Annotated in this window: 11 protein-coding genes; 7 read left to right on the forward strand and 4 right to left on the reverse strand. The window is 56.2% G+C overall.

The window, feature by feature from the left end; translation table 11 throughout:
• Window positions 1–33: 33 nt before the first annotated feature.
• The gene (locus IP581_RS11165; protein ID WP_086869031.1) at window positions 34–855 is read left to right on the forward strand and encodes an alpha/beta fold hydrolase; all 822 of its coding nucleotides are present in this window, start codon (window positions 34–36) and stop codon (window positions 853–855) included.
• Window positions 856–906: 51 nt separating this feature from the next.
• On the opposite strand, the gene IP581_RS11170 is transcribed toward IP581_RS11165, so the two are convergent.
• Window positions 907–2,685 (reverse strand): thiamine pyrophosphate-requiring protein, encoded by a 1,779-nt coding sequence (locus IP581_RS11170; RefSeq protein ID WP_176519691.1) that lies wholly within the window; start codon window positions 2,683–2,685, stop codon window positions 907–909.
• A gap of 104 nt (window positions 2,686–2,789) precedes the next feature.
• Here IP581_RS11170 and IP581_RS11175 point away from each other — a divergent pair, with 104 nt between their 5' ends.
• Window positions 2,790–3,209, forward strand: coding sequence for a GNAT family N-acetyltransferase (locus IP581_RS11175; RefSeq protein WP_193822571.1), 420 nt, complete (start codon window positions 2,790–2,792; stop codon window positions 3,207–3,209).
• Between the two features lie 3 nt (window positions 3,210–3,212).
• On the opposite strand, the gene IP581_RS11180 is transcribed toward IP581_RS11175, so the two are convergent.
• The 3 genes from IP581_RS11180 to IP581_RS11190 form a co-directional block, all read right to left on the reverse strand.
• Window positions 3,213–4,787 carry a sensor domain-containing diguanylate cyclase gene (locus IP581_RS11180; RefSeq protein ID WP_193822572.1) on the reverse strand — a complete coding sequence of 525 codons (1,575 nt, stop codon included), beginning with the start codon at window positions 4,785–4,787 and terminating at the stop codon, window positions 3,213–3,215.
• A 172-nt stretch (window positions 4,788–4,959) separates the two neighbouring features.
• On the reverse strand, window positions 4,960–6,180 hold the full coding sequence (locus IP581_RS11185; protein ID WP_097400975.1) for a diguanylate phosphodiesterase: 1,221 nt from the start codon (window positions 6,178–6,180) through the stop codon (window positions 4,960–4,962).
• A gap of 105 nt (window positions 6,181–6,285) precedes the next feature.
• Window positions 6,286–6,933, reverse strand: coding sequence for a GntR family transcriptional regulator (locus tag IP581_RS11190; RefSeq protein WP_017456802.1), 648 nt, complete (start codon window positions 6,931–6,933; stop codon window positions 6,286–6,288).
• Window positions 6,934–7,204: 271 nt separating this feature from the next.
• Between IP581_RS11190 and IP581_RS11195 the strand changes: the two genes are divergently transcribed.
• From IP581_RS11195 to IP581_RS11215, 5 genes are all read left to right on the forward strand, one after another.
• A complete protein-coding gene (locus IP581_RS11195) occupies window positions 7,205–8,569 on the forward strand; it encodes an MmgE/PrpD family protein (RefSeq protein ID WP_193822573.1) in 1,365 nt (454 codons plus the stop codon).
• A 27-nt stretch (window positions 8,570–8,596) separates the two neighbouring features.
• Entirely contained in the window at window positions 8,597–9,919 is a 1,323-nt protein-coding gene (locus IP581_RS11200; protein ID WP_086869020.1) for an MmgE/PrpD family protein, read from the forward strand.
• Window positions 9,920–9,931: 12 nt separating this feature from the next.
• Window positions 9,932–10,693, forward strand: coding sequence for a sulfite exporter TauE/SafE family protein (locus IP581_RS11205; protein ID WP_017456805.1), 762 nt, complete (start codon window positions 9,932–9,934; stop codon window positions 10,691–10,693).
• Between the two features lie 153 nt (window positions 10,694–10,846).
• A complete protein-coding gene (locus tag IP581_RS11210; protein ID WP_017456806.1) occupies window positions 10,847–11,893 on the forward strand; it encodes an amino acid ABC transporter substrate-binding protein in 1,047 nt (348 codons plus the stop codon).
• 63 nt (window positions 11,894–11,956) lie between these two features.
• Window positions 11,957–13,171 (forward strand): amino acid ABC transporter permease, encoded by a 1,215-nt coding sequence (locus tag IP581_RS11215; RefSeq protein WP_193822574.1) that lies wholly within the window; start codon window positions 11,957–11,959, stop codon window positions 13,169–13,171.
• The last annotated feature ends 7 nt before the right edge of the window (window positions 13,172–13,178 follow it).

Here is a 13,178-nt window from a genome sequence, read left to right on the forward strand (position 1 = left end):
TAAAAACCACAACACAACAATGAGGTAAGACTGATGAGCACAATCAAGACACAGGACGGTACGCAGATCTATTACAAAGACTGGGGCGCGGGTAAGCCGGTTCTCTTCAGCCATGGCTGGCCGTTAGATGGCGATATGTGGGACAGCCAACTGAATTTTCTTGCTGAGCGCGGCTACCGTGTGATTGCGTTTGACCGCCGCGGTTTTGGTCGCTCCGATCAACCGTGGAATGGCTACAACTACGATACCTTTGCGTCCGATATTAACGATCTCATCACCGCGCTGGATCTGCATGATGTGACGCTGGTTGGCTTCTCGATGGGCGGCGGCGACGTCACCCGTTATATCGGCCGCTACGGCAGCGCGCGCGTCGCCGGTCTGGTACTGCTCGGCGCGGTGACGCCGATTTTTGGCAAAACCGACGATCATCCGCAGGGTGTTGATAAAAGCGTGTTCGACGGCATTAAAGCGGGTCTGCTGAAAGATCGCGCGCAGTTTATCAGCGATTTCGCCACGCCGTTTTATGGCCTGAACGCCGGGCAGAAAGTCTCTGACGGCGTGCTGACGCAAACGCTGAATATCGCCCTGCTGGCGTCGCTGAAAGGTACGCTTGATTGCGTTACCGCGTTTGCGGAAACAGATTTCCGCCCGGATGTGGCGAAAGTAGATGTCCCGACGCTGGTGATTCACGGCAGTAACGACCAGGTCGTGCCATTTGAAGCGACCGGTAAATTATCGGCTGAACTGATTAAAGGCGCGGAGCTGAAAGTGTACGAAAACGGCCCGCATGGCTTTGCGGTTACCCATCAGGATCAGTTAAATGACGATCTGCTGGCGTTCCTGAACAAACTGTAATCCGCCCTGCTTTGCAAAAGCCCGGTACGCCATGCGCACCGGGCTTTTTTATCACTTCTTATGGAACAACTGGCTGGCGGTATCGCTCAGCACCTGAACCGCGCCGCGATCCCCCTTCACCATTGACGCCATAAACGCTTTCGCCTGTTTAAAGGTAATATGCGGCGGCAGCGGCGCGACTTCCGGGTCGGTTTTCACCTCCAGCACGACCGGACGATCGGCCTGCAGGGCTTGCTGCCATGCACCAGAGAGCGCTTCTGGCGTATCAACAAAAATGCCCTGTAACCCCAGCGATTTGGCAAACTCAGCATACCTCACGTCCGGCAGTTGCTGCGTCGCGTCAAAGCGCGGATCGCCCTCCATCACCCGCTGCTCCCAGGTGACCTGATTTAAATCCTGGTTATTGAACACGCAGATGATTAAGCGGGGATCCTGCCACTGTTGCCAGTATTTCTGAATGGTGATCAGTTCGGCCATGTTGTTCATCTGCATCGCGCCGTCGCCCACCAGCGCCACCACCGGTTTTTCCGGCGCGGCAAATTTCGCGGCAATGGCGTACGGCACCGCCGCGCCCATACAGGCCAGCCCGCCGGAAAGCGAGGCGCGCTGCCCCTGTTTTACGCGATAGTCGCGCGCGAACCAGTTCGCGCAGGAACCGGAATCAGAGGTGACAATCGCGTTGTCCGGCAGCAGCGGAGACATCTCCCACACCACGCGCTGTGGATTGACCGGTTTGGCGGGTGCCATCGCGCGCTGCTCCATCAGTTGCCACCAGTCACGCACCTGGCGGGCAATCTCCTCCTGCCAGCTACGGTCGCTTTTATGCGTCAGCAACGGCAGCAGTGCGCGCAGGGTTTCGGCCGCGTCACCGTGTAAATTGACGTCGCAGGGGTAGCGCAGGCCAAGCATCGCCGGGTCGATATCGATTTGTACCGCGCGCGCTTTACCCTCCGGCGGCAGGAATTCCGTCCACGGAAAACCGCTCCCGATCATCAATAACGTGTCGCACTCCTGCATCAGCTTCCACGACGGTTCCGTGCCCAGCAGGCCAATGGAGCCGGTGACGAATGGCGCATCATCAGGCAGCACATCTTTGCCGAGCAGGGCTTTCGCCACGCCTGCGCCGAGTAAATTTGCCGTTTGTACAACTTCCACCGCCGCATTGCGGGCCCCCGCGCCAATCAATATCGCCACCTTTTTCCCGGCGTTGAGCACTGCTGCTGCTCGTTGCAGATCGGCGTCGTGCGGGATGACGCGCGGGCGCTGATACCCCGATCCCGAATGGGTAAATCCGTGCGCGTGCTGGGGCGGTTGCCAGGTTTCATCCTGCACATCTTTGGGGATGATCACCACGCCGACACCGTTTTGCGCCATGGCCACACGAACGCCGCGATCGACCAGATGCCGGACTTGCGCGGGCGAAGCCGCTTCCTGTACGAAGTTGGCGACATCGGCGAAAACGCGATCCAGGTTCATCTCCTGCTGATAGCTGGCACCGCGCGCGGTGGTTTCCGCTTGCCCGGCGATCGCCAGTACCGGCGCGTGATCCATTTTTGCGTCATACAAGCCGGTGAGCAGGTGCGTGGCGCCAGGGCCGCCTGTCGATAAGCAGACCCCCAGTTCACCGGTGAACTTCGCATGGCCGACCGCCATAAAAGCGGCCATCTCTTCATGGCGAACCTGGATAAATTCAATCCCGTCGCCCGCTTTATTCGCGCGCTGGATGGCGCCCAGCACACCGTTGATGCCATCGCCTGGATAACCGTAAATGCGAGTCACGCCCCATTCTTTCAGACGCTGAACAAAGAAATCACTGGTTTTCATGCTCACTGTACTTTCTCCTTGCGAATTGGTAACAGTCTTTAAGGGTAGACGACGCTCGCCGCTGACCGACCTGTTATCATTCTGATAAATACAACGAGGAGAAGAGAAAAATGGCGCTGATAGTGAAACACGAGGTGACCGAACAGGATCAGCAGGAACTCTTTACCGGTTTGCGCCGCTACAACCAGCAGTTTGTTAATCTGAGCGAATGGGCGCATCTGGGCGTCTATTTTCGTGACGAGCAGGGTGTCATGCAGGGCGGTTTGATTGCCCGCCAGGAAGGGGGATGGCTGAATATCCACTATTTATGGGTGCATGAGGATCGGCGTGGTAGCGGGCTGGGCAAAGAGCTGATGCAGCGTGCAGAGCAGGAAGCAGGGATGCTGGGTTGCCGTCATGCGCTGGTGGATACCTTCAGTTTCCAGGCGCTGCCGTTCTATCAAAAACTCGGTTATGCAGTGCACATGTCGCTGCCGGATTATCCGCACACCGGCATGCAGCGCCACTATCTAACGAAATCCTTGTTCTGACATTCAATCCGCTTGCCGTAACAACGCTTCTGTTGCGGCAACCGCGCGATCGCGCCCTTCTACTTTGGCCTGGTAAAGCGCTTTATCCGCGCCCTCTTTCAGCCGGATGGCATCATCAAAATTCGCATCGGCGATCAGGCTGTAACACCCGGCGCTGATGGTGACAACATTATTTTGTCCACTGGTTTTGGTGTGCGGAATTTTGGCGTTGCGCACCATCGCGACCGCCTGGCGTGCGACAAACAGCGCGCCTTCCTGGCCGGTATCGGGCAGGATAATGGCAAACTCTTCCCCGCCGTAACGGGCAATCAAATCGTGACTGCGTACTTTCAGTTTCGCCAGAATTTCGCCGACCATTCGCAGGCAGTTATCACCGGCAACGTGACCGTAAAAATCGTTATAACGCTTGAAAAAGTCGATATCGAGCATGATAAGCGAGACGGGTTTTTGCGTCACCGCAGAGGCTTTCAGGCTTTTTGCCAGAAACAGATCGAACTGGCGACGGTTGGCAAGCCCGGTCAATCCGTCGGCCAGCGCCATCAGTTGCAGGGTGTGATTGATACTGGTTAATTCATCCCGCAGAACGGCAAGTTCCGTCTGGTTGCGCACATTAAGCCTGACCTGGCGGAAGATAATCGCCCCCATCAGCAACGTACCCAGCAGCAGCAAGCCGTTAAGCACCAGATCCGGCAGGCTATCTTTAAGCCAGCTTTTCCACAACGCGGGTTTGTCATACCCCGCAGCCACCACCAGCGGATAGCGCTCCAGCCGGGCAAACCCATAAATACGCTCAATGTGATCCAGCGCGGAAACCCAGGTGCCGTTCCCCCGGTCTTTTTTCGCCAGTTCGCGGGTAAATAACGGGCTGGCAGAGAGATTGCGGTTGATAATTTCATCGCCATAGGGGCGCACATAGACGGCAGTGCCGTCGGTGTTTACCAGCGCCAGCATGTCGCGGCTTTGCAGCTCGAAATAGCCGTAGAAATGGCGGAAATAGTCGATTTTTACCGTCGCCAGCAGCACACCGGCAAAACCGCCGGAACTGTCGCTGATGCGCAGCGACACCGGGATCACCAGATCGCCGGTAGAACGGCTGCGAATAACATGCCCGATGTGAATACTGCCGTGGCCGTTACGACGGTGGTAATTAAAATATTCGCGATCGCTGTTATTCGACATCACCGGAATTTTGCCAAACGAGGTGGCTTTCATATTGCCCTGGGTGTCGTAAACCATCAGCCCATGCAACTGCGGTAACCGCTCTGCCAGCTCGGCGAGATAGATGCCGAACTGGTGGACATCAAGGCCTTCGAGGCTGTCTGTTGGCAGGTTGCGGCGAATGTCCCGCAACACCAGTTCCGTTTGCAAAAAGGTATCTTCCGCCTGGCGCGCCTGCGAAACGGAAAGGTTAATCGCATCCCGTTCGCTGTCTTCGACGACACGTTCCCATGCCCGCGATAACGTCCATGCGCTGGTCGCGCTGCCAGCCAGTAACAGACCAACCATAAAAAAAGTGATACTGCGCCCGAGGGAGGAATGGAGCGCCAGCGCGCGCGCAATACGTCTTTTGAATTTCATCATTCCCCCGCAACCACATCCACTGTTATTCAGTTAAGCATAGAAGAACGATGATTTATAAGCCAAATAACGCAGGAGTTTGCGCTATTTCCCGCGTAATGCGCATGGCGCAGATATGAAAAAGGAGAATACCGTGTGGCTCCTCCTTATCAGGGGAATTTGCCGGAAACGATTAGATTTTGTGAAGGATCCGCTGTGGCCAGTTAATTGCCGAGACGCCATTAAGCACCGGGCGGGCAAACAAGAACCCCTGGAAACGCTGAATACCAACGGCTTCCAGCCAGCACCACTCTTCCACCTTCTCCACCCCTTCGGCGACGACGGTAATTTGCAGTTCAGCGCAGCAATCGATAATCGCTTTCACAATCGCCTGTTTCGGGCCATGCAGATGAATATCGGTGACGATGGTGCGGTCGATTTTGAGCTTGTCGGGCTGGAATTTCGCCAGCAGAGACAACCCGGCAAAACCGGAGCCAAAATCGTCAATCGCCAGACCAATGCCGGCGGCACGCAGCTGGCGGATGGCCCAGGTAAACTCTTCGTAACCGGAAATCACTTCATCTTCTGTCACTTCGACAATGATCTGCCCCGGGTTAAGCTGGTTACGGGTGATGTGATTAAGCAGAATGTCCACCGCGCCGGGGATTTTGACCAGCGACATTGGCAGCAAATTAATGGCTACTTTGTGGTTACCAATGCCGAGGCGGCGCGCCATTGCCAGCGCCCAGCCTTTCGATGCCAGATCCGCTTCGTGCAGCTTGTTTGGCGCAATCGTTGAGAAATACTCCTGCGGGCTGCCACCGTTCGGCCCACGGATCAGGGCTTCCAGTGATGAAATATTGCCGCGTAACGGTTCGATAATGGGCTGGAAGGCAAACTGGCATGGCTGCTCGTGAAATAACGGGGCATCGCTGGCGAAAGGCGATGTTTTTATGGCGAAACGCCACTGTTCGGGCGAGGTGTTACGCACCCCGCCGTTGGTGCTGGGCGAGGCGATAAAAGTACGGATAAATTTGTAGACCCGATCATTGCTGGCCAGCTTATATTTCAGCGTACCAAAGCGGAGGATCGCGCGTAGCACGACGTGGGGTTTCATCACCCGCAAGTCGAACAACACCATTCCTCTGTCAACAAAGCGGCGGCGCGGCGCGAAATCACGCAGCAACTCGACCACATTACCGTGACGGGGATCTTTGCCGATCCGCTCATACACCGCGTTAACCGATGCCTGCGGTCCCTCAAGGACCTGTAAAAAATGATCGCCGTCGAACAGTAAAATTCCCGTTACATGCAATTGCGCGTTGCGCAGGCTTGCTCGCTCGACAAGGCCTGCCAGTTGTGAGGGATCTAATGTTCGATTCAGTCGGCTACGGTAAATCAAAGTCGCTAACACGAAATGCTACCCTCAGAATGCCCACAGAAAGCCCGAATAAAATTACGCCATTCCGGAGTCTATCAGCGGTTGAGAATTTCCGTCCGTCAAATAAAGGGCAATCTGTTAGCGTTCTCGTTGGCTTAAAATTGTCAGACGTGCGCGATAGCCATGGCGAATATGCTCACAGGCGATCTCCTGCGCTGCGGCACTGTCACGTCGCGCCAGCGCGTCAACAATAGCCTGGTGTTCGCGTTTGGACTCTTCGGTACGCTCTTTCAGTTCATAGGTGGTGCTGCGCAATAACGACAAATGGATGCGTAAATTATCCAGCATTTCATTGAGATAGGGATTATGTGTGGCGCGATAGATTTGGCGGTGGAACATGCGGTTGTGGTCGTGAAGTGCTTTACTGTCGGTAAGTGAGGCTTCGGCGTGAACCATCTCCTGTAGCAGGGCGATCTCGGCGTCAGAGGCGGCATTCACTGCCAGTGCCATCGCCAGTCGCTCAAGCCCCTCGCGCACATCGAACAACTGACGCAGACGCTCGTAACTGATATGGGCGATGATCAGCCCGCGTTGCGGCCCCGGTTCGGCAAGCCCGAGCGTTTCCAGGCGGTGAAGCGCTTCACGTATCGGCGTTCGGCTAAGGCCAAACTGCTCTGCCAGCCGCGTCTCCTGTAAACGCTCTCCCGGCTGCAACTCTCCCGCTTCAATGGCGGAAATAAGAATTTCAAAAGGCGTTAAGCCCGCATCGCGACCCGTCGATTTCACGTTTTAGCTCCTTTCGTATGTACTGATGATGGCTTTGCAAAGTCTGCACCCTGCCGTCGCTCATCTTGCCACAGTAACGGGGACGCTTTTGCATTTTTTATTCTTTGCATATTTAAAAAACATCTTTTGACGTTTACGAAATCGCTGCTATGTTTATTTTAAATTCATTGTATACAAATGAATTCAACTATACACAAAACGAATATTTGCTTTTTATTTTGTAAGCCAACACCGTATTTGCAAGTCAACACCAGGGAAACTGTGTTTTACCATGACAACGAAAGCAGAAACTGCATTAACCCGTGGAGAACAGCTAAGCCATTTCATCAGCCATGCTAATCAACTCGTTGTGCCGCCTGCCGTGCGGCACGAGGCCAAACGCGCATTAATTGATTTTCTCGGCGTGGCGCTCGGTGCCGTTAATGACGATGCCGTTAACGCGGTTCGTCAGGTGGCGAAAAAATGGAACGCCGGCGGTGAGGCGCAAATTTTCCTTTCTACGACCACCACCCCTGCACTTGCCGCATTAGTTAACGCCACTATGGCGCACGCGGCAGATTACGACGATACCCATCCCGCAGGCGCAGGCCACCCCGGCGGCCCGTGCTGGTCAACGGCGCTGGCAATGGCGCAGGCGCATCCGGTTGATGAGGAACAGATCCTGCGGGCCTTCATCACCGGTTTCGAAGTGATGGCGAAACTGGGCGGCGGCTGGGTGCCGGGCGTTGGACGTAACCTGCAACGCCGTGGTTTTCACCCTACTTCTGTTGTCGGTCGCGCCGGCGCGGCGGCCGTTGCGGCGGCGATTTTGCAGCTTTCCGAAGAACAAGTTCGCAACGCGTTAGGCGCGGCGGCAACCATGATGGGCGGTTTGCAGAAATCTTCCGGCACCCACGGCAAACCGTTCCACGCCGGGAAAGCGGCACTGGACGGAATTCTGGCGGCCGAGCTGGCAGCGGAAAATTTTGTCGGTGCCCACCATTTTTATGAAGCTGACGGCTGGGTAAAAATCTTTATCCAGGACGGCAGCGCGGAAATTCCCCCCCTTGATTTCGGCGAGAGCTGGGAACTGCTCACCAACGGCTACAAGCTGTATGCCAGTTGCCGCGGTACGCACGCTTCCATTGAAACCGCACGTAAACTTTATCCACAATTGCAGGGGCGCACTATCACCCGAATTTCGGCAAAAGTGCATCCGATGGGCATGGTTAACGCCGGAATTATGCATCCGCGTACGCCGCTGGAGAGTAAATTCAGCATTCCTCACTGTATCGCCCTTGCATTAAGCGGCTACGCTCTGACAGATACCGATTTCACGCAGGCGACGGTTGACGATCCGCGCCCACGCGCGCTGCTGCCGCTGCTGGATGTGGAAGCGGTTGACGGGCAGTCTGCCAGTTCCGCCTTTATTGATGTCTGGCTGGATGATGGCAGCGTGTTGCATGCGCATACGGATGTCTATCGCGGCCACGCGCAAAATCCTCTGAGCGATGACGAGTTGCGCGCGAAATTTGACGCCCTCACCGTTCCCGTCCTCGGCGCGGCGCGAAGCGCACAATTATATGACGCCGCCCTGCACTTTGAGCGCCCGGGTTCACTGGCGCGCATCACCGGATTACTTGCCGGCGACCACTAATTCTTTTTTTGTACAGGAAATCTGTTCATGACCATTGCCCGACAACTTGCCGGTAATTTACTGGCGTTCTCCCGGCAGGCTTTCCCGCAGGCCGCATACGCCCAGGCGCGTACCGCGATAATTGATACGTTAGGCGTGACGCTGGCCGGCGGTGTGCAGGATGGTGCGCACAAACTGCGTGCGGTGATTGTCCCTTCTGCCGCGACCGGCAACAGCCGCGTATTCGGCACCGACCTGAAGCTGAACGCGCTGGATGCCGCCCTGTTAAATGGCGTCTCTTCGCACCTGCTTGATTTTGATGATTCCAACTCCTGGCTGCACGGCCATATTTCTGTCGCCGTGTTGCCCGCGCTGCTGGCGCTGGCGGATGAGCTGGACATCAATGGTGACGCGGTGCTGCGCGCTTACATTACCGGCTATGAAACCGCCGTGCGCATGGGTAAAGCAGTAAGCCCGTTTCAGTATCGCCATGGCTGGCATCCGACCACCACGGTCGGCGTGTTCGCCGGTGTGGCGGCCTGCGCGGTGGCACTCAATCTTAATGAAGAACAAACCGCAACGGCGCTGGCGATGACCGCTTCACTCGCCAGCGGTATTAAATCGAATTTCGGCACAGAAACCAAAGCACTGGCGGTCGGCCAGGCGGCGCGTAGCGCAGTGATGGCCTGCAAACTGGCAAAAGCGGATTTCAGCGCAGGCCCCACCGCGTTTGAGCATCATCAGGGTTATTTCCATGTCTATAACGGTCAGGCGAATGTCGACCCGCTACCGTTAACCGAAAACTGGGATGCGACGCCGTTTATTCTCGATACCGTGAAGAGTAACAATTACAAATACTTCCCATGCTGTTACGCTATTTTGTCGCCGCTGGATGGTGTGCTGGCGCTGCGTGAGGAAACCGGGTTGCAGCCGCATGAGATTGAACATATCGAGGTGAAAGTTCACCCGATCCGCTTCCCGCATATCAACATTCCGCAGCCGGAAAATCCGCTGGCGGGTAAATTCAGCCTGCATTATTGCGTGGCGCGTGCGTTTGTCACCGGCACCCTGACGCTGGATGATTTTATCGACGACGCGCGTTTTCAGGACCCGGCGACACAGACGTTAATGCGGAAAGTGACGCTGGAGCGTCATGACGAAGAGATTACACACAGCGCCTTCGTCACGCTGACCACCGTCGACGGGCGGCAGTTTACCCTGCGGGTCGCCGGGGCGCGGGGTTCCAGCCCGGCAATCCCGCTGCCGGACAATTTGATCGAACAGAAATTTCTCGATTGCGCCCGCCGCGTGCTGCCAGCGGCAGAGGCTCAGGCGCTGTATCATCGCCTGCTGCAGGATGATTTTCGTTAAACGGATGTGAGTATGACACTGACGTTGATTCCGCCGGAGATCTCCCCGTTATTTGCCGGGGTGATGGTTTTTTGCAGTTTTTTGACCTCGGCGCTGACGGCCGCCATGGGCCTCGGCGGCGGCACGGCGCTGCTGGCGATCATGGGGCTGGGGATGCCGGTGAGCAGCCTGATGCCGGTACACGGCATGGTGCAGCTTGGTTCCAACTTTAGCCGGACGCTGATACAGCGTGTCCATGTTGTTTGGCCGCTGGTGCTGTGGTTTTTACTGGGCAGCGCCGTTGGCATCGCCGTTGGCGCACCGGTTGCGGCGGTGATCCCGGACAGTATCGCCCGCATCGCGCTGGGGTTGTTTATTCTCTGGTCGGTGCTGCGTAAACGCGGGGAACAGAAGCCGCTGAGCCGACCGTTGTTTATTATTGGTGGCGCCGTGAGTAGTCTTGGGACGATGATTGTTGGCGCAACCGGGCCGATGGTCGCCGGGCTTATCAGTTCGCAGGGGCTAAAACGTCAGCCGCTGATTGCCACGCATGCAACCTGTATGGTGTTGCAACACGGGTTAAAGATCCTCGCCTTCGGGCTGATGGGCTTTGCCTGGGCCAGCTGGTTACCGGTGCTGGCGGCCATGATTATCAGCGGCGCGCTGGGCACCTGGCTGGGAACGCGGGTGCTGGATAATGTACCGGAGCGGCTGTTCCGTATACTGTTTCGCATTACCATGATCCTGCTCAGCGCGCAGTTGCTGTGGCAGGGTGTGCGGGGATGGCTGCAATAATTGCTTCGTCGGTTTCTGGATATGCTTTACTGAATTCGTTCTTTGCTAAAGAGGTCATGGATGAGGAACATATGTATACAAACGGAACTGTTAGTGAAATCGGTAATAAATACAGTTAATTAATCGGATAGCAACTTTTAAAAAGGATCGGTCATGCTCAAAAAATCTCACCTTGCGGCCTCAGCCTTGCTGCTGGCGCTCGGCAGCTTCCTGGCGCCTGCCCAGGCGGAAAATGCGCCTGCGGTTAATGGCGATACCGTGAAAAAAATCAAAGCGCGTGGCGAACTGGTGTGCGGCGTTCATCCTGCCCGTCACGGTTTTGCCGCGATAAACAGCAAAGGCCAGTGGGAAGGTCTTGATGTGGATTTCTGCCGTGCGCTGGCAACTGCGGTGCTGGGCGACGCGTCGAAAGTGCGCTTCACACCCCTCTCTACCGCACAACGCTTTATGGCGCTGCAGTCCGGCGAAGTGGATGTGCTGTCACGCAATACCACCGCGACACTCACCAACGACGTGTCCCTCGGCATCAGTTTTGCGCCGCCTAACTTCTACACCGGCACCGGCTTTATGGTGCGCGCCAACAGCGGCGTGAAAAAACTTGAAGATCTCGACGGCGCAACCGTTTGTGTCACGCCAAGCAGCACCGAACGTAACGTCGCGCAGATTTTTGGCTCGCGCAACATTCACTACACGCCCGTGGTTATTGAAAACAACAAAGAGTATGTCGCTGCCTACCTCGCGGGTCGCTGTGATGTTATCGCCCGCGACAAAGTGGCGCTGCCTGGCATCCTGGCATTTGATACCGACAAACCGCAGGATCATGTGATCCTGCCGGGTATGTACTCCAAAGAGCCACTGGCGATGGCGGTGCGCAAAGGCGACAACCAGTGGTATGACATTGTGAAATGGGTGGTTTACGCCACCTTCGATGCCGAAGAGATGGATGTTAACCAGAGCAATGTCGATGAAAAACTGAAGTCCACCGATCCGGATGTCCAGGGTCTGCTGGGTGTTACCGGCGGCTTCGGTCAGAAACTGGGGCTGGATGACAAGTGGGTGTACAACATTGTTAAACAGGTGGGCAACTATGGCGATATTTACAACCGCCACTTTGGCCCGAAAAGCGCTGAACCGCTGGATCGTGATTTGAATAATCAGTGGAACAAAGGTGGCCTGCTTTACGGTCTGCCGATCCGTTAATCGCCGGGCCGCCTCCGTCTTGCGGGGCGGCCCTTCTCCACTCCTGCCATAGTCGTAATTTTAATGATGAAACAGTCTGACAACTCCGGTGTTCTGGCGTCGGAAGCGACGCGTGAAGCCACCGCGTTTCGCCTTTTCACCTTTTTTGGCAGTAAGTCCGTGCGCAGCGCCTGCTACCAGTTGCTGCTGGCGGCGCTACTGGTGGGTTTTAGCTACTGGCTCTACAGCAACGTCGTAGAAAACCTGCATGCGCAACGCATTTCGACTGGTTTCGGTTTTCTGCACCAGCCTGCGCAGTTCGCCATTGGGGAAACATTAATTCCCTACACCGCGAACGACACCTACACCCGCGCGCTGGTGGTTGGGTTTCTCAATACCCTCTATGTGACACTTTGCGGCATTGTGCTGGCGACACTGCTCGGTTTTTTGGTCGGCATTGGCCGGGTGTCCAGAAACTGGTTATTGATGAAAGTGTGCGTCACTTACGTGGAGCTGCTGCGTAATGTCCCGGTGATCCTGCATGTGATCTTCTGGTCGATGGTGATCCGCAACCTGCCCGCGCCGCGTCAGGCGATAGAACTGCCGGGCGGTTTTCTTACCAACCGGGGCTTAACCTTCAGCGTACCGGCGGCGCACAGTGGCTGGCAGTGGACATTGCTGGCGCTGCTGGCTGGCTGCGTGTTAAGCCTGCTGGTTTCGCTGCTTGCGCGTTACTGGCGCGAGCGGCGCAGCAAAGTGCTGCCAACAGCACGCATTCACCTCGCGTTGATTATCGCCCTGCCGCTGCTGGTGTGGGGGTTATCCGGTGCGCCGCATGCGCTGAACACCCCGGAACTGCGCGGGTTTAACTTTCGCGGCGGGTTTACCATCAGCCCGGAATTTACCGCCTTGCTGCTGGGGATCTCACTCTACTCGTCTGCCTATATCGCCGAAATTGTTCGCGCGGGGATCCAGTCCGTGCCAAAAGGGCAGCTTGAAGCGGCGCGCGCGCTGTCGTTTTCATCGTGGCATGTCATGCGTCACGTCGTTATTCCGCAGGCGATGCGGGTGATGGTGCCGCCGCTGGCGAGCAAGTATGTGAGCCTGGCGAAAAACAGTTCGATAGCCGTGGTGATTGGTTACCCGGAACTGGCGAATATCAGCAACACCATGATGAGCCAGACCGGCCAGGCGCTGGAAGCTATCGCCATTATGATGGTGGTCTATCTGGTCATTAGCGGCACCACGTCGCTGTTGATGAACCTCTTTAACCGCTACGTCGCCATTAAAGAGCGCTAAGGAACCG

It is taken from the genome of Kosakonia pseudosacchari, assembly GCF_015167415.1.
Lineage (GTDB): Bacteria > Pseudomonadota > Gammaproteobacteria > Enterobacterales > Enterobacteriaceae > Kosakonia > Kosakonia pseudosacchari.

Bases quoted from the DNA above. Each gene is read 5' to 3' on its own strand.
- IP581_RS11205 (WP_017456805.1), top strand. From the start codon at position 9,932: ATGACACTGACGTTGATTCCGCCGGAGATCTCCCCGTTATTTGCCGGG.
- IP581_RS11195 (WP_193822573.1), top strand. From the start codon at position 7,205: ATGACAACGAAAGCAGAAACTGCATTAACCCGTGGAGAACAGCTAAGC.
- IP581_RS11200 (WP_086869020.1), top strand. From the start codon at position 8,597: ATGACCATTGCCCGACAACTTGCCGGTAATTTACTGGCGTTCTCCCGG.
- IP581_RS11210 (WP_017456806.1), top strand. From the start codon at position 10,847: ATGCTCAAAAAATCTCACCTTGCGGCCTCAGCCTTGCTGCTGGCGCTC.
- IP581_RS11180 (WP_193822572.1), bottom strand. From the start codon at position 4,787: ATGAAATTCAAAAGACGTATTGCGCGCGCGCTGGCGCTCCATTCCTCC.
- IP581_RS11175 (WP_193822571.1), top strand. From the start codon at position 2,790: ATGGCGCTGATAGTGAAACACGAGGTGACCGAACAGGATCAGCAGGAA.
- IP581_RS11165 (WP_086869031.1), top strand. From the start codon at position 34: ATGAGCACAATCAAGACACAGGACGGTACGCAGATCTATTACAAAGAC.
- IP581_RS11215 (WP_193822574.1), top strand. From the start codon at position 11,957: ATGATGAAACAGTCTGACAACTCCGGTGTTCTGGCGTCGGAAGCGACG.